Source organism: Acinetobacter sp. B51(2017), from assembly GCF_003711395.1.
GTDB lineage: Bacteria > Pseudomonadota > Gammaproteobacteria > Pseudomonadales > Moraxellaceae > Acinetobacter.
In genome coordinates, this window is the sequence record NZ_PJRJ01000003.1 from 136,499 (window position 1) to 154,709 (window position 18,211).

Sequence of the window (18,211 nt, forward strand, 5' to 3'; positions counted from 1 at the left end):
ATAGATTTTTCAAGTCATTCATTGCTGCTTTTTACAACAAAGCTGTTTTACCATAGCATCTTTAAAATTTGATGAAAGATGTTGTGATTAGCCTGAAAAAACAAGAATGGTTTTCAAATATTCGTACTGATGTGCTCGCCGGAATTGTGGTCGGTTTGGCGCTGATTCCTGAATCGATTGCCTTTTCCGCCATTGCCGGCGTAGATCCGCAAGTCGGCTTATATGCCTCATTTTGTATTGCGGTGAGCATTGCCTTTTTAGGTGGTCGCCCTGCGATGATTTCCGCGGCTACAGGCGCGATGGCGCTGCTGATGATCACTTTGGTGAAAGAACATGGTTTGCAATATTTGTTAGCAGCTACCATTTTAACTGGTGTCATTCAAGTGATTGCCGGTTATTTCCAAGTGGCAAAGCTGATGCGTTTTGTCTCCCAAGCAGTGGTATATGGTTTTTTAAATGCCTTGGCGATTTTAATCTTTGTCGCGCAAATTCCAGAAATGCAGCGCATGGATGGTTTGGCTTTTACACTGATGGGCTTAGGTTTAATCTTAATTTATCTATTTCCGCGTATTCCTAAAATCGGGCAATTGATCCCCTCGCCATTAATTTGTATTTTGGTGTTAAGTCTCTTGGCGCTCATTTTAGGTGCAGATTTACGTACCGTCAGTGATTTAGGTCAATTTCCAGATACTCTCCCTATCTTCTTAATTCCAGAAATTCCACTGAATTTAGAAACTTTGACCATTATCTTCCCCTATGCCATGACATTGGCGACAGTGGGTTTACTAGAAACCATGATGACCACAACTGTGGTCGATGAAGTAACCCAAACCACCAGTGACCGTCATCAAGAATGCCGTGGTCAAGGCTTTGCCAATATTGTGAGTGGTTTTATGGGCGGTATGGCAGGCTGTGCCATGATTGGTCAGTCGATCATTAACGTTTCTTCAGGCGCACGTACACGTCTATCAACGCTTGTAGCTGGGGTATTTTTACTGTGCTTGGTGGTGTTTTTTAAAGATTGGCTGTCTTATATTCCAATGGCAGCTTTAGTGGCGATTATGGTGATGGTGGCACTCACCACCTTCCAATGGGGTGCCGTCAAACAATTTGGCAAACATCCACGCCAATTTAATCTGATTATGATTGCCGTCGTGTTGGTGGTGCTATTCACTCATAACCTTGCTCTGGGTGTATTGGTTGGCGTATTGCTGTCCGCTTTATTCTTGATTCAACAATTGGAAAATAGCATTCAGGTCACACAAACCTTAAAAGATGGTGTGCGCCGCTATCATATTCAGGGGCAAGTTTTCTTTAGCAGTGCCGATCGTTTCTTTAAGATTTTTAATTTTAACGATACAGCGCATAGAGTAGAAATTGATTTAAGCCATGCCCATATTTGGGATGTCACTTCAGTGAATATGCTTAATAAAGTGATTGAGCAATTTAAACAACACAATATTGAAGTGAAACTCATTGGTTTAAACGAAGCATCTAGCACTTTGATGGATCGTTTTAATGCACCTTGAAGATAAATAAAATCAAGCGCCCAGAGTTTGGCGCTTTTTTTTGCCTTATGAAAATATTTGACTTGTAGACGCTAGCACTTAAAATACCGCATTCGATTTATTTTAGATTTGCCAAAATTATGTCAAACGATCAATTAGAGCAACCAGTCGTTGAGCTCGAAAACTTAAATGAGCACCGTGAAATTGTGACATTTATGCGTCGTTCAACTCCGCTAAATACTTCACAACGTACTGCGCTTGAACAATATGGTCACTTAATTTTGGAATACCCAGTAGGTGACTTACGTCAACACTTCGAACATCCAGAACGTCCATTGACCGTAGAAATTGGTTTTGGTATGGGTCGTTCATTGGTACTCATGGCCAAAGCCAATCCAGAACGTAACTATGTAGGGATTGAAGTACACGTACCAGGTATTGCGCAATGTGTATACGAAGCAGGTATGGCGGGTCTCACCAACTTACGTTTACTGGATGCCGATGCGATTCAAGTACTGCGTGAAATGCCAGACAACAGCATTAACGCGGTACAACTGTACTTCCCAGATCCATGGCAGAAAAAACGTCACTTCAAACGTCGTTTTGTGTCACATGACCGTATGCCGTTGGTTGAACAAAAGTTAGAGCTTGGTGGTACCTTCCACTCAGCAACGGATTGGGAACCGTATGCAGAATGGATGCTTGACGTCTTAGACAACCGTCCACGTTTAGAAAACTTAGCTGGTAAAGGCAATAGCTACCCACGTCCAGATTGGCGTCCACAAACTAAATTTGAGCGTCGTGGTTTAGAAGAAGGCCATAAAATTAACGATTTCTTATTTAAGAAAATCAACTAATTTTGCTATAAAAAAGCCTCCATTAGGAGGCTTTTTTATTTAAATATTAAGCAGTTGCTGCTTCTTGTTTGAGCATATGCCCTTCTGCTACAAGGCGTGCATGCCAACTTAACGCTTCAGTTAAGATATGCGGTGTATGCCCGCCTTGCTGTGCAGCACGGTCATAATAATCATTTAAAGCGTCGCGGTAATCAGGATGTGCACAGTTGTCGATAATCTGACGCGCTCGCTCGCGTGGTGCTAAACCACGTAAATCCGCTAAACCTTGTTCCGTCACTAAAATATCCACATCATGTTCGGTATGATCATGATGGCTGACCATTGGCACGACGGATGAAATTGCGCCACCTTTAGCAATCGATTTGGTCACAAAAATAGACAGTAACGCGTTACGGGCAAAGTCACCTGAACCGCCAATACCGTTCATCATTTTTGTGCCTGTCACATGGGTTGAATTGACGTTACCGTAAATATCAAACTCAAGTGCGGTGTTAATCGCAATAATACCTAAACGACGAATGATTTCTGGGTTATTGGAAATATCCTGTGGACGCATCACAATCTTGTCTTTGTACTTTTCAAAGTTTGCCATCACGTAGTCATTGGTACTTTGTGATAAAGTCATTGAACAACCTGAAGCAAAGATCATTTTGCCTGAATCAATTAATTTAAAAGTACAGTCTTGCAGTACTTCTGAGTACATCACTAAATCTTTAAAGTTAGAATGTTCAAAGCCTGCAAACACGGCGTTGGCAATTGAACCCACACCTGATTGTAATGGACCTAAATTATCTGGTAGACGACCTTCAGCCACTTCATTTTCAAAGAAGTTTACCAAATGCTTCGCAATCGCTAGGGTTTCTTCATCCGCATCTGCCATATCAAATGTGGTGTCTGGCACTTCATTCATGACAATGGCTGAAATTTTTGCAGGATCAACTTGAATACCAATCGTACCAATACGATCTTGGGCATTGATTAACGGTACAGGACCACGCTCAGGACGGCTTGGTGGTACATAAATATCGTGTGAACCTTCTAAGATCGGATTCGAGGTTAAATCGATTTCAATAATCACATGGTCAGCCATATCTACAAATTGCGCTGAGTTACCACAGGAATTGGTTGGAATAATTAGACCATCTTCGGTAATAGCAATCGCAGAGATCACTACCACTTGCGGTGCAGGCAGCATTTTATGACGCATTTTATCGGCTAAACCCGATAAATGCATATCTGTATACGCAACTTCACCATTGTTAATTTGTTTACGTAGGCTCGGATCTGCTTGATATGGTAAACGACGCGAAATGACTTTGGCTGCGCCCAATTTACCGTCAATTTGGTTACCTAAACTGGCACCTGTCGCAAAGGTAATATTTTTAACTTTAGCTTGCTCGGCTAAAGCTAAAGGAATCGCTTTGGCATCACCTGCGCCACCAAATCCACTTGCACCAAGGACAACGCCATCTTGAATTAAATCTAAAGCTTGTTCTACTGAAACAATTTTGTCATGTAACGCGGTGCAACGAACGCGATCTAAACCTTTAATCATGTTTGCTATTCTCAAAATTAAAACTTTTTGTTATCCATCGTTGCGGCGTACCGCAACGATTATTTAAGCAGCGCTTAGACCAATTCCACCGCAATCGCAGTTGCTTCGCCGCCGCCGATACATAAGGCAGCAACACCTTTTTTACCGCCCGTGCGTTTTAAAGCATGAATTAAAGTCACAATAATACGTGAACCTGAAGAACCAAGTGGATGACCAAGCGCACATGCACCACCACTAATATTGACTTTTGCAGGGTCTAGGTTAAAGCCATCAATCGCAGCCATCGCCACCATTGCGAATGCTTCATTCACTTCCCAAAGATCAACCTCTTCTGCTGTCCAACCGGCTTGTTTCAGCACTTTTTCAATTGCGCCCACTGGTGCAATGGTAAATTCTGTTGGATGCTGTGAATTGGTTGCATAGGCCACAACATTGGCCATTGGCGTTAAGCCTTTTTCTTGCGCCACTACATCAGAAGTCACTACAAGTGCAGATGCACCATCTGAGATTGAGCTTGAGTTGGCTGCAGTAATGGTGCCGTCTTTTTTAAATGCTGGACGTAAGGTTGGGATTTTATCAATTTTGGCATTAAACGGTTGTTCGTCTTGCTCAACGACAACATCACCTTTACGGCTCGATACTGTTACCGCAGCAATTTCATTTTTAAAGTAGCCATTATTGACGGCTTCTAGGGCTTTATTTAATGAACCAATGGCATAGGCATCTTGTTGCTCACGGGTATAGCCTTTTTTGTCTGCCATTTCTTGGGCAAGTACACCCATAGACAGAGCAGTTTCGGCATCTTCTAAGCCATCTTGGAACATATGGTCAATCACTTTACCATGACCCATACGTAAACCACCGCGTGCTTTATCGAGTAAGTATGGCGCGTTACTCATCGACTCCATACCACCTGCAATAATGATCTTAGCACTGCCCGCTTTAATCGCATCCGCCGCTTGCATTACGGCTTTCATCCCCGAACCACAGACTTTATTGATTGTGGTTGCACCTACTGTATCCGGTACACCTGCTAGACGCATGGCTTGACGTGCCGGTGCTTGTTTTAAACCTGCCGGTAATACACAACCAAAAATCACTTCATCAACATCAGTCGCGGCAATGCCGGCACGTTGAATGGTTTCTTTAATCACCACGCTCCCCAATTCAGGTGCGCTTAAAGAAGATAAAGAACCTTGAAAACCACCCATGGCGGTACGTACTGCATCTACAATTACGATCATTATGTTTATATCCTATATGGTTTCAGAAGGTATGCCTTCCTTCCTGACATACCTTCATATGGCGCTAAAAATTAAGACTGTGCAGTGAAGTATTCTGCTGAGAAGTCCATCATGACATCTGTACCGCTTTTAACACGTTGTACACGCGCTGCAAAGTCGGCTAAAACTTTATTGCTGTAGTACTGTGCCAATGCCAATTTGTTTTGGTAGAAGCTGTCTGTTTGACCTTGTGCCGCCGCAGCGATACGCGCATACATATACACAAAGCTCAGCATACCCACAACGTGTAGGTAATCTACCGCAACTGCACTTGAGAAATCAGGATTTTGTTTTGATTGCTCAACAATAAATTGGGTTAATTGTTCAGTTTGTGCGGCAATGTCCAAGCTTACTGCTTTAATGCTCAAGCTGTCGTCTAGACCATTGGCGAATGCACGAATTTCTTCTAAGTATTCTGCTAAGAAACCGCCTGCCGTTTTAATGGTTTTACGACCAATTAAATCTAGGGCTTGAATACCATTGGTACCTTCGTAAATCTGTGAAATACGTAAGTCACGAATACACTGTTCCATGCCCCATTCACGAATATAGCCGTGACCACCAAAGCACATTTGCGCTTCTAACGTTGATTCTAAGGCTTTATCAGTAAGGAAGGCTTTGGCAATTGGGGTTAATAGCGCAACACGGTTATTGGCTTTTTTCACCGCTTCGGCATCATCTGAGAACTTGGTGATATCCAGTTGCTGCCCCACATAGGCGGCAAATGCGCGTGATGCTTCGTTATTTGAACGCACGTTTAATAACATACGACGCACATCGGCATGTACTAAAATAGAATCGGCTGGTTTTTCAGGTGACTGTGCGCCCGTTGCTGCACGGCCCTGTAAACGATCTGTCGCGTATTGCGCAGCATTTTGGTAGGCATATTCAGCCGCACCAATGCCTTGAATACCCATAGATAAACGTTCATAGTTCATCATAATGAACATGGCTGCGAGACCTTCGTTTTCTTTACCAATCATGTAGCCTTTAGCAGCATCAAAGTTCATCACGCATGTTGCCGAACCTTTAATCCCCATTTTGTGTTCAATTGAACCTGCTGCAACTGTATTACGCTCACCTAATGAGCCATCTGCATTGACCAAGAATTTAGGCACGATAAACATGGAAATACCACGCGAACCAGCAGGTGCGCCAGGCGTTTTCGCTAACACCAAGTGAATAATGTTTTCACATAAGTCATGTTCACCGCTAGTAATAAAGATTTTAGTCCCGGTGATGTTGTATGAACCATCTTCATTTGGCTCAGCTTTGGTTTTAATAATACCTAAATCTGTACCTGAATGCGGCTCAGTTAAGCACATGGTGCCTGACCATTCACCGGTATAGAATTTTGGTAGGTAAGCTTCTTTTTGCGCTTGTGTACCGGCTTGGTCAATCGCCATACCTGCGCCTACAGTCAGTAGCGGATACAACATAAACGATGGGTTGGTTGCCCAAATCATTTCATCGGCAAGTACGGTCAGCATTTTTGGCATGCCTTGACCGCCCCACTCTTCAGACGCACCTAAACCAATCCAACCGCCTTGTGCATATTGTTCAAACGCTGCTTTAAAGCCTTTTGGTGTAGTCACCTCACCATTATTAAATTGAGCGCCGCCTTCTTCATCGCTAGAGCGGTTTAAATCCAAAATGACATTTTTTGAAAACTTTGCCATTTCCTCTAAAATTGCATTGGCTGTTGCTTGATCTAAATGCGCAAGGCCTTCTGTACTTTGCCAGAACTGTTCTGCCTTAAATACGTCATTTAAGATAAAATCCATGTCTTTTAGTGGTGCATTATAAATTGGCATCGTTACTTTCCTTAACTAAAATTAAACTGCTTTGTCAGCAAAGCAGGTCTTGCATGATTTGAATATTCAAGGAGCTTGAGCTACCAACAACGGCTTGACACCCCATGATTTACCTGTGCTCGGTGGCATTCATTTGGCACATCCTGCGACACCTCACTTTTTACCTTATTTCATACAACTCAAAAGAGCATTTATGATTTAAGATTTTGAATATTCACAAGATTTATCCTATATTTCCCAAGCATTCAAATCTTTTAATTTCAGATTGTTATACAAATCACAGTGTTTTTTTAAAGCCAATTTACTGGTTATTTTTGTATAAGCTAATCTTCTAAAACGCAATGACAATAAAATAAAAATGCTGCAATTGGAAACGATTGACCTCATGAGTTTTCCTTGCTTGACATTTAAATAAGGCTATGTATAAAAATATTATTTATATGATTTCTAACACTTTTCGTTTGTTCATTTACTAGGCAAATTCAAGACTTTAGTGTAATGTGCAGCAAGGCAGAGGTAGTTTAAGTTGCCTTTGTTGTTTTGATTGTATAGATGGAACGAAGAAGATGAATTCAGAGCGCCAGCAAAACTTTTTGCTTCGAAAAGAAAAAATTCTAAGCATGGCAGAAAAGTTGTTATTGGATAACAATCAAGATATCACCTTAGGCGAACTCGCATCTGAGTTAGATATTGCTAAAGGTACGATTTATAAGCATTTTAAAAGTAAAAATCAGTTGTATTTAGAATTGATTATTTTAAATGAACGGCGTTTATTAGATATTTCTAAAAATCATCAAGCCAATATTAAAACTTATGTATCGCAGTATATGCTTTACAATATGCTCAATTCTAATCGCACCATCTTGCTGCACTCCATTGAAGAGCGTTTAACCAATAACGAACGCCGCTTAAAAACTTTGTTTGAAGAGTTATATGATATCCGTGAGCAGCGGATTTTATCGATTAAAGATATGACCGGTGAATATTTAAAATCGCTCAATAGTGCCATGTCGATTCGTGATTACTTATCTTATATTTGGACAGTGACCTATGGTGCGTCGTTATTACTCAATTCTACCCATTATCAAAAAGCCATTGGTTCGCGCGAACGCTTAATCAAACTCTATATTAATCAAGCACTCATGATTCCTGATAAGGTGTCTTAAACCGCATTTGGCTGTGGCAGTATTTTTTGCTCTTGCCGCCTGATGCGCACAGTTTCTCCATAATTTTATTTTAGACTCTGCACAATTAAAATATGGGGTACGCAGCATGACATCATCTTTAGCTTTATCGTATAGCGCACTGTGCCTAGCTTTATTTACATGCAGTAGTTTTGTTATGGCAGATACAACCAATACCGCAAGCATGCCAGTGCAAACCTTGGAAACCTTAACTTTTGGTGCCCAAGCAGAAGTGAAAGCAGATCCTGATATTAGTGCTGTAGCAAAAACCATTATCAGCCGCGAAGAAATGCTGCAATATGGTGATCAGTCGGTCAATGATGCGCTGCGCCGTGCAGCGGGCTTTCAAATGCCAACACCGGGACAAGGGCCGCGCGGTGCTGGCGGCGCAGGGGGAATGCGTTTTCGTGGTGGCGGTGCACCAGTGTTTTTAATTAATGGCGAGCCAGTACAAGGTGGCCCGCGTGGCGGTATGTCGATTGTCGACACTTTAACGCCTGACATGATCGAACGCATTGAAATTGTCAAACAACCGAGTGTGGCGCAAGCCTCTGTGGCAAGTTCTGCGGTGATTAATATTATTTTAAAACAACCCTTAGACACAGCACGCATCAATGGCAGTGTACGCCTAGGTTATGGTTTTGCTGAATCAGATTCGCGTGAAGAAGAACGTAAGAGTTTAAGTGTGCAAGCCGATGGCCGCAGCAATCAGTGGATTTATAGTCTATCTGCCAATCAAAGTATTGATGAAACCCAAACCACCAGCAATACCCAAAATGCCGGTGAAAGCATAGTACAACAAAAACGTGTCAATGAACGTAAATCATTCATGCTCACGCCACGTGCTGAATACGAAATTGATGATCAGCAAAAAGTCGTAGCAGAGATTTTCTACCGTGAACATCAAAATGACGGCTATAACGGGCGGACTCTGCAATCTGATGACAACGAAAGTATTCGTCTCAATACCCGTTATGAACGTAAAGATGGCGGAAACTCAGATAAAGTACGCTTAAGCATCGAACAACAAGACGAAACCGAAGTTACCCGCTCAAGTCGTGGTACTGAAAATATTCAAGAACAAGTCAATGAATATGGCATCGCCTATGATGGGGTGCGCAAATTTAACCCGACGCAACAAGTTAAATTTGGTTTTGATGTAAAAAGTAATGAACTGGAAAGTAATCAAAACCAAACTTTAGACGAACAGCGTTATGCAGCTTATTTAGAAGGTTCATGGCGCTTTACCGATCGTCAAACCATTACCTTAGGTGCACGCCAAGAATGGTTAGAACGCTCAGGACTAGTTGATTATAGCGACAGCCATTTAAGTCCAGTCTTGGCACATCGTTTTGATTTTAATAATCAATGGTCATTACAAACCAATTTAAGTCAGGCGTTTCGTAGCCCCAATAGCAATAGCCTATTACCTACCGTTTCCTACTCAACCGATGCGGATGCAGGTAGCTTAAATAACCCTGACCGTGGTGGTAACCCCTTCTTAAAACCTGAACAGATCAATGCTTTTGAATCGACTTTAGGCTTTAATACGGCTGCAGGTGGCATCAACTTAACTGGTTATTACCGTGAAGTGGATGATTATATCGAGCGTGTAGTAAACCTAGAAGATGGTCGCTACGTGCAACGCCCAACCAACCAAAATAGTGCCACCACCTATGGTATGGAGTTGTCTGGTCGTTATGCACTCAAACAAACTGAGGCGGGTCATTCATTTATGCTCAATGGTCAAGTCTCTACCGTACGCGCGAAAATTGATTTAGATAATGGCGGTGAGCGTTTAGCCAGTGGCGTCGCACCGTATAGTGCAAGCGCAGGTGTGTCGTATAATTATCAGCCGTGGCAATTGGCAACCAGTATGAATGTCAACTACACACCGGCCTTTACACGCCCTGTTGATAATCAGCCGTATGTACAAAATACTAATGAGCGTGTCAATGTAGATATTAGTGCCACGAAACGCTTCCAAGATGGTTGGGCAACCACCTTAAGTGCACGCAACATTTTAAGTACCGACTATAAAACTCGTCTTTACAAAGACAATGGTGAGTTTTATCAAGCCCGTACTAATGAAGCCATTCCTAGTGTATTGCTAAGTGTTGAGAAAAAATTCTAAGCCTTTAGCCTTTTAAAAACCGAAGCATCTGCTTCGGTTTTTTTACATAGCACGCAAGGTTAAGATTTGCTCTGCTCGTCCAAAAGGCCCCAGTTCATCATGTAGTACGCTACTGGTTAAACCAATGCCATCACTGCCATATTGCTGCGTGGCTTGAATGCCAAGCCATTGCCCTTGCGGCTGCCGATATAAATGCACTTGCAAATCTAAATTAGGAAATGCCCAACCTTGTCCCGGCTCAACCCGTGGCACCACGCCATTGGCAGTATCTATTAATCCCATGAGTTTAACAAAATCTAAGGTTCTCTCGCCCTCAACCATATTCACTTGGGTGTTTAACCAAACCACGCCCTTACCTGCACGGCGAGTCGCATCGGCACGTGCTTGAATACTTTGAATATAACCACCGGGCCAACATTTCATGCCATCCCATATGGGTAATTGTTCTGGCGGCGCCACGAAACCATCTTCAAGCCCTGCAATAGGCTGCGTATCTTGGGTTTGCATGCGCCAAGCGCGTGCCACAATACATGGACGATCGTTGGCAATCATGGTCGCTTCAAGCAATTCAATGGTTTTGCCACCACGAATCACTTGAGTCTGAATCGAAAATTCACCAAACGGAATCAGACCTAAAATATCGTAACTGATTCGACCAATGCGCAGTTCAGGACGTGGACTAAAATGCGCCAGCTCATGCGCTAGAATTCCACCGGCAGGTGCCATATGTTGCTCATGCGGATTCCACGCCCCTTGGCAATGAATTTGACATTGATAATGGGAAATGAGTGTCCCATTTTGTAAATGTTCACGTTGTTTTAATTGATAATATGCTGACATAACTGCCCTATACTGTTATTTTTTTGCTAAAAATCCAAAATAATTAATGACTTGCATATAGGTTTTTATATGACTAAACCCAGCCTCTTGTAAGGCGGCTCGATAGCCTTGCGGGGTAATTAAAGCAAAGTCGTCCTCTAAACGGGCCAACATCTGCTGGCTTTGCACCGAGCTTAAACCTTGTTCTTGACAGATACACTGTAAAATATTGAGCTCATAATCTTCAGCATGTAACAGTAAATCATAGGTCATCAATATGGCATCCGCTGTTAAATGCTGATAAATCTCGCGAAAAAATTGTGCCTTATGTTCATTACTAATAAAGTGCGCCACCAACAGACTTAAGGCGGCATCAAATTGCATTGTTGCGTCTAAATCTGCTGCCGTACCATGAATAAAGTTAACTTGTTTAGATGCCTGCAGATACTCGGTCTGAACTTTGGCGTGCTCAAGCATGGTTAAAGATGGATCAACTGCGGTAATGTGTAGTTTTGGAAAATGTTGCAATAAATACTGAATTTCATAACCGGTGCCACAACCCACAATTAAAATATGTGCATCTTCGGCTAAATGAACCCGAAATACGGCACGTACCTGTGCATGCATCAGCTCATAACCGGGAATTAATTTACGGATATGTTGATCATAGCCAGCAACCACTTTGGGATGGTGAAAATCCTTAGCCACCTTCGCTCCTTAAAAAATTTGCCCACAATACCGAGCTTGTGGGCAATATTCGTTATGCAATATCTTCAAGCAAATTGAGTTCTTGGCGCATTAATTCTTGTAGTTTAAATTTTTGTGCCTTACCCGATGCAGTCATTGGGAACTCATGAAAGAAACGCACATAACGCGGTACTTTGTTATGCGAGATGTGTTCTTTGCAATATTGACGAATGATTTCTTCACTGCACTCTTCACCTTCATGCAAAATAATGCAGGCACACAGTTCTTCGCCATAACGTGGATCAGGCAAACCAATCACTTGCACGTCCATCACCGCAGGATGGGTATATAAGAAATCTTCAATTTCTTTCGGGAACAGGTTTTCGCCGCCACGAATCACCACATCTTTGATACGACCTTTAATTTTAATAAAGCCTTCATCATCCATAGAGGCGATATCACCGGTATGCATCCAACGCGCTTTATCAATCACTTCTGAGGTTTTGTCTTGATCTTCCCAATAGCCAAGCATCACTGAATAACCCCGTACACACAGTTCGCCTAAACTGCCGCGCGGTACAATCTTGCCCTGTTCATCCACAATTTTAATTTCGATATGCGGATGTACGCGCCCTACGGTACCAACACGTTGTTCAATGCTATCTGTGACCGAACTTTGTGCACTAACTGGTGCGGTTTCAGTCATCCCATAGCAAATGGTCACTTCATGCATATGCATGCGCTCAATCACACGTTGCATAATTTCACGCGGACATGGGCTACCCGCCATAATGCCGGTACGTAAACTGCTTAAATCAAATTCTTCAAATTGCTCATGTTCTAACATGGCAATAAACATGGTCGGTACACCATAAGCAGCGGTACATTTTTCTTGCTGAATGGCTTGTAAACTCGCCAACGGATTAAATACACCTGATGGATACACCATAGTCGAACCATGCGTGATACAGGCTAAATTGCCCATCACCATGCCAAAGCAATGGAACAACGGAACCGAAATGCAGACGCGATCTTGCGGGGTTAGACGAATCGCTTCACCAACAAAATAACCATTATTTAAAATATTATTGTGGGTCAGCATAGTGCCTTTAGGGTTACCCGTAGTCCCTGAGGTAAATTGAATATTGATGGTTTCATCAAACTGTAATTCACTAGCAATGTGCTCAAGTTCTGCAAGCTGCTGATCGGTTGGCGCAGCCAATAAATCACTAAAACGATGAATCGCGCCCTGCTGTTCATCTGAGATTTTAATGACATGTTTTAAATGTGGTAAACGACTACTGATCAGAATTTTTTCATTAGAATTGCATAGCTCTGGAGCAATCTTACACAGAATTTCTTGATAATCTGAAGTTTTAAACGCGGGTGCAATCACTAAACCCGCACAAGAGACTTTATTGAGCACATATTCAAGTTCACTGCTTTTATAGGCAGGATTCAAATTGACTAAAATAATACCGGCTTTAAATGCCGCAAATTGAGTAATCGTCCATTCCACACAATTGGGTGACCAAATCGCTAAACGATCGCCTTTTTTTAAACCTAATTGTAATAAGCTACAGGCAAAAGCATTCACTTGCTGTTGCAATTCCTTATAGCTTAAACGGATATTTTGCTGCACGCTCACTACAGCATCTTGCTCGGCATATTGGGCACAGGCTTGGTCAAATTTTTCACCAATCGTTGTGCCTAATAGCGGCTGACCACTTGCGCCATAGGCGTAACTTAAACGGACTTGTGTCATTGAATCATTCTCCTTGATTCTTTTTAATTTTGTTTTTTATGCTTTGCCCACAAACCGTTGTGTGGAGGTTAAACGCGGCTTTCTTCCTCTAACATCACCGCATTTAAACAAAAATCAGCGATTTGTTTGACAAAGTAATCCTTATAGTTTTGATCAAACAACATATTACGTGACGGATTTAAAGGTTCAATTACAACAAAGGTCATCGTCCCAACGACACATAAAGCAGCCGTATTTAAATCTTCAAATCCAAATTCGCCGTTGATTTTTCCTTCGGCTAAAATCTCCTTAATACTCTGTTTGAGCAATTGCTTACTGCGAAAACGCTCATGCTCGACCGATGGATCAATCGGTTCAAACATGAGCGAATAAGCCAGTTGTGGACTATTCAGCGCACGTTTTACAAAAGTCGTGACCGCCTTATGTAATTTCTGTCTTGCAGTTAAATCTTGACGCTTGGCAATTGAATCTAAAATCTCAATTTCGTATAAAATTGCCGCCGACAAGACTTCAATTAACACCTGACTTTTATTTTCAAAATAGCGATATACTAAGCCACTTGAAACGCCAGCACGTTCCGCAATCGGTTGAATTTGTGCGTCTTTTAGCCCACCTTGTGCAATTAATTCCCGCGCGGATTGTAAAATCGCTGCACGATTTTGCTCCATGCGTTCTTGCATCAGTGATGATCTTTTATAACTCATAATTTCCTTCTCAACAAGACAAAAGTGAATTTTAAATCAATTTGTGAATTTGTATTCACTTTTTAAAAAAAACATTGTATGTTAGTTTTAAAAGCACAAAAACAACGGCTTTAAACCAAGTGATTTGGGAAAAATAAATACAAATTCAGGATGAACAACATGAACGCACATATTCCGTTACAACTTAGTCTACAGACACTTGATTTCGGTTTGGATGATACTTTACTGGCTTTACGCGATTCTGTGGCAGCATTTTGTGCCAAAGAGATTGCGCCACTTGCTGCAAGTGTCGACCGTGACAATGAATTCCCTGCACATTTATGGAAAAAAATGGGCGATATGGGCTTACACGGTTTAACGGTGAGTGAAGAATACGGTGGTTCAAACTTAGGTTATTTAGCACATATTGTGGTCATGCAAGAAGTATCACGCGCATCTGCAGCGATTGGTTTATCCTATGGTGCGCATTCTAATTTATGTATTAACCAAATCAAACGTAATGGTTCAGAAGCACAAAAACAAAAGTACCTCCCTAAGCTGATCTCTGGCGACTATGTCGGTGCCCTTGCGATGTCAGAACCCAATGCAGGTTCAGATGTGGTGAGCATGAAATTACGTGCCGATGATCACGGCGATCATTATGTTTTAAATGGCTCAAAAATGTGGATCACCAACGGTGGCGATGCCGATGTCTTGGTGGTGTATGCCAAAACCGACATCAATGCTGGGCCTAAAGGCATGACCGCTTTTATCATTGAAAAAGGTATGGACGGCTTTAGTCACGGTAGCCATTTAGACAAATTGGGTATGCGTGGTTCTAATACTTATCCATTATTTTTTGACAACGTTAAAGTGCCGAAAGAAAACGTCATGGGCGGTGTCGGCAATGGCGTTAAAGTACTGATGAGCGGTTTAGATTATGAACGTGCGGTACTCAGCGCAGGCCCACTTGGCATTATGGATGCCTGTATGGACAGCGTGATTCCTTATTTACATGAGCGTAAACAGTTTGGTCAAGCCTTAGGTGAATTCCAACTCATGCAAGGCAAAGTTGCAGATATGTATTCAACGTGGTTGGCATGTAAGGCTCTCGTCTATGCCGTAGGTCGTGAGTGTGACAAAGCTGAGCATAGCCGCAGCTTACGTAAAGATGCAGCAAGTGCGATTTTATATGCCGCAGAAAAAGCCACATGGATGGCCGGTGAAGCGATCCAAACCCTAGGCGGTAATGGTTATATCAACGAATATTCAGTTGGTCGTTTATGGCGTGATGCCAAACTGTATGAAATTGGCGCAGGCACTTCAGAAATTCGCCGTATGCTGATTGGTCGCGAACTATTTAACGAAACCAAATAATGCTTTTGGGCACAGCCGTGCCCACATCCTCCCCCAATACAACAACAAGATTAAATACAAGGATGTTTATGATGAATGTATTACGTCAATTTAGTCGTAGCGAAAATGCCAACGATCAACTCAATGTACTTAGCAGCAAACTCAACGTACGCAGCGAAGAATTTAAAAACAATCAAGCTGCAATGCAAACTTTGGTGGCTGACCTAAAAAATAAGGCGCAAAAAATTGCTTTAGGTGGCGGTGAAAAAGCCCGCGAAAAACATATCGCGCGCGGCAAATTGCTACCACGCGAACGTATTGATCAACTAATTGATGCTGGCAGTGCCTTTTTAGAAATTGGTCAATTGGCCGCTTACCAAGTCTATGCCGATGATGTACCTGCCGCAGGCGTAGTCGCGGGTGTGGGTCAGGTTAATGGTGTGACCTGTATGATTGTCGCCAACGATGCCACAGTGAAAGGCGGTACTTACTACCCGCTGACCGTGAAAAAGCATTTACGTGCGCAAGAAATTGCTGAACAAAATCATCTGCCGTGTATTTATTTAGTCGATTCAGGTGGTGCTTACTTGCCAATGCAAGATGAAGTATTCCCTGACCGTGATCATTTCGGACGCATTTTCTATAACCAAGCGCGTATGTCAAGCATGGGCATTGCGCAAATTGCTGTGGTGATGGGCAGCTGTACCGCAGGCGGTGCGTATGTACCTGCGATGTCCGATGAAACCATTATTGTACGTAATCAAGGTACGATTTTCTTAGGTGGCCCGCCACTGGTAAAAGCCGCAACCGGCGAAGTAGTGTCTGCTGAAGACTTAGGTGGTGGTGATGTGCATACGCGCTTGTCTGGCGTTGCCGATCACTTGGCTGAAAACGATGAACATGCGATTGCCATTGCGCGTAACATTGTTAAAAACCTGAATAAAAAACCAAATGTATCTTTCGATCAGATTGAGCCACCGCGCTTTGCCGCAGAAGAACTGTATGGTGTAGTGCCCAGCGATACGCGTAAACCGTTTGATGTACGTGAAGTGATTGCGCGTATTGTCGATGGTTCACGTTTTGATGAGTTTAAAGCGCGTTTTGGTACCACCTTAGTCACAGGTTTTGCCGAGCTTTATGGTATGCCTGTGGGTATTATTGCCAACAACGGTATTTTATTCTCAGAATGTGCGCAAAAAGGTGCGCACTTTATTGAACTGTGCACCCAGCGCAATATTCCACTCCTATTCATTCAAAACATCACTGGCTTTATGGTCGGTCGTGAATACGAAAATGAAGGCATTGCCAAACATGGCGCCAAGTTGGTGATGGCGGTCGCGACTGCCAATGTGCCTAAAATTACTTTAATTATTGGCGGTTCATTTGGTGCAGGTAACTACGGTATGTGTGGCCGTGCTTATTCACCACGTTTCTTATGGACATGGCCAAACTCACGTATTTCAGTGATGGGTGGCGAACAAGCGGCCAGCGTACTGTCTACTTTAAAACGTGACCAAATTGAAGCGCGTGGTGAAGAGTGGTCAGCCGATGAAGAAGATCAATTTAAACAGCCATTCCGTGATCAGTTTGAACAACAAGGTCATCCATATTATGCCTCGGCACGTCTTTGGGATGACGGTGTGATTGATCCTGCACAAAGCCGCCAAGTTTTAGGCTTAAGTTTAGCGGCAGCACTCAATGCACCGATTCAAGAAACCAAATTCGGCGTGTTCCGTATGTAAGGGGAATGACATGAGCTATGAATTTTTACAACTCGAACAACAAGGCGCTGTAGCAACCGTGTGGATGAACCGTGCTGAACTACATAATGCCTTTAATACTCAAGTGATTGAAGAATTACATGCCTGCTTTGCAGAGATTGATCAGCGTGATGATATTCGTGTGGTGATTTTAGCAGGACGTGGCAAAAGCTTTTCTGCCGGTGCGGATTTAAATTGGATGAAGCAAGCAGGCGCAGCATCGCGTGAAGAAAACGAAGCCGATGCTTTAAAACTGGCGCAAATGTTACATCAACTTGCCACCTTAAAGCAGCCAACCCTTGCTCGTGTGCATGGTATTGCCTTTGGTGGCGGCATGGGTTTAGCGTCTGCCTGTGATATTTGTGTTGCAAGTACGGAAGCTAAATTTGCCACTTCAGAAGTGCGTTTAGGTTTAGCACCATCGACCATTAGTCCCTATGTAATTCGTGCCATTGGCGCGCGCCAAGCCTCACGTTATTTCTTAACCGCAGAGCGTATTTCTGCTGAACAAGCCTTAAAGATTGGCCTAGCACATGAAGTGGCAGCGCCTGAAAGTTTAGATCAAACGATTGATGCCATAGTAGAAGCCTTATTATTGGGTGGCCCTGAAGCGCAAGCAGCCTCTAAGCAATTGATTCAAATGGTCAATCAACAAGAACTCAGCCAAGAGTTACTCAAACAAACTGCACAACATATTGCACATGTACGCCAAGGAACTGAGGCGAAAAATGGTTTGAGTGCATTTTTAAATAAACACAGCCCAAGCTGGATTCAAACCACTGCATAACAACAAAAATAGAAGGATA

The 18,211-nt window shown here is 42.7% G+C and carries 14 protein-coding genes; 7 read left to right on the forward strand and 7 right to left on the reverse strand.

Features of this window, described 5'->3' with window-relative positions; genetic code table 11:
• Nucleotides 1-83 precede the first annotated feature (83 nt).
• On the forward strand, nt 84-1,529 hold the full coding sequence (locus CYK47_RS02780) for a SulP family inorganic anion transporter (protein WP_122898759.1): 1,446 nt from the start codon (nt 84-86) through the stop codon (nt 1,527-1,529).
• A gap of 119 nt (nt 1,530-1,648) precedes the next feature.
• Nucleotides 1,649-2,365, forward strand: a complete 717-nt coding sequence (gene trmB, locus CYK47_RS02785) for a tRNA (guanosine(46)-N7)-methyltransferase TrmB (protein ID WP_122898707.1) — start codon at nt 1,649-1,651, stop codon at nt 2,363-2,365.
• A 46-nt stretch (nt 2,366-2,411) separates the two neighbouring features.
• Here trmB and scpC read toward each other — a convergent pair whose 3' ends face one another.
• The 3 genes from scpC to CYK47_RS02800 form a co-directional block, all read right to left on the reverse strand.
• Nucleotides 2,412-3,920 (reverse strand): succinyl-CoA:acetate CoA-transferase ScpC, encoded by a 1,509-nt coding sequence (scpC, locus tag CYK47_RS02790; RefSeq protein ID WP_122898709.1) that lies wholly within the window; start codon nt 3,918-3,920, stop codon nt 2,412-2,414.
• Between the two features lie 74 nt (nt 3,921-3,994).
• Nucleotides 3,995-5,164 (reverse strand): thiolase family protein, encoded by a 1,170-nt coding sequence (locus tag CYK47_RS02795; RefSeq protein WP_122898711.1) that lies wholly within the window; start codon nt 5,162-5,164, stop codon nt 3,995-3,997.
• Nucleotides 5,165-5,235: 71 nt separating this feature from the next.
• Entirely contained in the window at nt 5,236-7,017 is a 1,782-nt protein-coding gene (locus CYK47_RS02800; protein ID WP_122898712.1) for an acyl-CoA dehydrogenase C-terminal domain-containing protein, read from the reverse strand.
• A 566-nt stretch (nt 7,018-7,583) separates the two neighbouring features.
• On the opposite strand from CYK47_RS02800, the gene CYK47_RS02805 reads away from it, so the two are divergent.
• Together CYK47_RS02805 and CYK47_RS02810 are read left to right on the forward strand one after the other, a co-directional pair.
• Nucleotides 7,584-8,183 carry a TetR/AcrR family transcriptional regulator gene (locus CYK47_RS02805; RefSeq protein WP_122898713.1) on the forward strand — a complete coding sequence of 200 codons (600 nt, stop codon included), beginning with the start codon at nt 7,584-7,586 and terminating at the stop codon, nt 8,181-8,183.
• Nucleotides 8,184-8,289: 106 nt separating this feature from the next.
• The gene (locus CYK47_RS02810; protein WP_122898714.1) at nt 8,290-10,335 is read left to right on the forward strand and encodes a TonB-dependent receptor plug domain-containing protein; all 2,046 of its coding nucleotides are present in this window, start codon (nt 8,290-8,292) and stop codon (nt 10,333-10,335) included.
• Between the two features lie 42 nt (nt 10,336-10,377).
• Here CYK47_RS02810 and CYK47_RS02815 read toward each other — a convergent pair whose 3' ends face one another.
• From CYK47_RS02815 to CYK47_RS02830, 4 genes are all read right to left on the reverse strand, one after another.
• Nucleotides 10,378-11,175 (reverse strand): thioesterase family protein, encoded by a 798-nt coding sequence (locus tag CYK47_RS02815; protein ID WP_122898715.1) that lies wholly within the window; start codon nt 11,173-11,175, stop codon nt 10,378-10,380.
• Between the two features lie 15 nt (nt 11,176-11,190).
• The gene (locus tag CYK47_RS02820; RefSeq protein ID WP_122898716.1) at nt 11,191-11,862 is read right to left on the reverse strand and encodes a class I SAM-dependent methyltransferase; all 672 of its coding nucleotides are present in this window, start codon (nt 11,860-11,862) and stop codon (nt 11,191-11,193) included.
• A gap of 52 nt (nt 11,863-11,914) precedes the next feature.
• Nucleotides 11,915-13,606: an AMP-binding protein gene (locus tag CYK47_RS02825; RefSeq protein ID WP_122898718.1), complete on the reverse strand. Its 1,692-nt coding sequence runs from the start codon at nt 13,604-13,606 to the stop codon at nt 11,915-11,917.
• 68 nt (nt 13,607-13,674) lie between these two features.
• Entirely contained in the window at nt 13,675-14,310 is a 636-nt protein-coding gene (locus tag CYK47_RS02830) for a TetR/AcrR family transcriptional regulator (protein ID WP_122898720.1), read from the reverse strand.
• Between the two features lie 159 nt (nt 14,311-14,469).
• Between CYK47_RS02830 and CYK47_RS02835 the strand changes: the two genes are divergently transcribed.
• The 3 genes from CYK47_RS02835 (at nt 14,470) to CYK47_RS02845 (ending at nt 18,192) form a co-directional block, all read left to right on the forward strand.
• On the forward strand, nt 14,470-15,666 hold the full coding sequence (locus CYK47_RS02835; protein WP_122898722.1) for an isovaleryl-CoA dehydrogenase: 1,197 nt from the start codon (nt 14,470-14,472) through the stop codon (nt 15,664-15,666).
• A gap of 71 nt (nt 15,667-15,737) precedes the next feature.
• Nucleotides 15,738-17,387, forward strand: coding sequence for a carboxyl transferase domain-containing protein (locus CYK47_RS02840; protein ID WP_122898724.1), 1,650 nt, complete (start codon nt 15,738-15,740; stop codon nt 17,385-17,387).
• Between the two features lie 10 nt (nt 17,388-17,397).
• The gene (locus CYK47_RS02845; RefSeq protein ID WP_122898726.1) at nt 17,398-18,192 is read left to right on the forward strand and encodes an enoyl-CoA hydratase/isomerase family protein; all 795 of its coding nucleotides are present in this window, start codon (nt 17,398-17,400) and stop codon (nt 18,190-18,192) included.
• The last annotated feature ends 19 nt before the right edge of the window (nt 18,193-18,211 follow it).

Coding starts and splice junctions, on each gene's coding strand:
- trmB (WP_122898707.1), top strand. CDS start 1,649: ATGTCAAACGATCAATTAGAGCAACCAGTCGTTGAGCTCGAAAACTTA.
- scpC (WP_122898709.1), bottom strand. CDS start 3,920: ATGATTAAAGGTTTAGATCGCGTTCGTTGCACCGCGTTACATGACAAA.
- CYK47_RS02795 (WP_122898711.1), bottom strand. CDS start 5,164: ATGATCGTAATTGTAGATGCAGTACGTACCGCCATGGGTGGTTTTCAA.
- CYK47_RS02800 (WP_122898712.1), bottom strand. CDS start 7,017: ATGCCAATTTATAATGCACCACTAAAAGACATGGATTTTATCTTAAAT.
- CYK47_RS02805 (WP_122898713.1), top strand. CDS start 7,584: ATGAATTCAGAGCGCCAGCAAAACTTTTTGCTTCGAAAAGAAAAAATT.
- CYK47_RS02810 (WP_122898714.1), top strand. CDS start 8,290: ATGACATCATCTTTAGCTTTATCGTATAGCGCACTGTGCCTAGCTTTA.
- CYK47_RS02815 (WP_122898715.1), bottom strand. CDS start 11,175: ATGTCAGCATATTATCAATTAAAACAACGTGAACATTTACAAAATGGG.
- CYK47_RS02825 (WP_122898718.1), bottom strand. CDS start 13,606: ATGACACAAGTCCGTTTAAGTTACGCCTATGGCGCAAGTGGTCAGCCG.
- CYK47_RS02830 (WP_122898720.1), bottom strand. CDS start 14,310: ATGAGTTATAAAAGATCATCACTGATGCAAGAACGCATGGAGCAAAAT.
- CYK47_RS02835 (WP_122898722.1), top strand. CDS start 14,470: ATGAACGCACATATTCCGTTACAACTTAGTCTACAGACACTTGATTTC.
- CYK47_RS02840 (WP_122898724.1), top strand. CDS start 15,738: ATGAATGTATTACGTCAATTTAGTCGTAGCGAAAATGCCAACGATCAA.
- CYK47_RS02845 (WP_122898726.1), top strand. CDS start 17,398: ATGAGCTATGAATTTTTACAACTCGAACAACAAGGCGCTGTAGCAACC.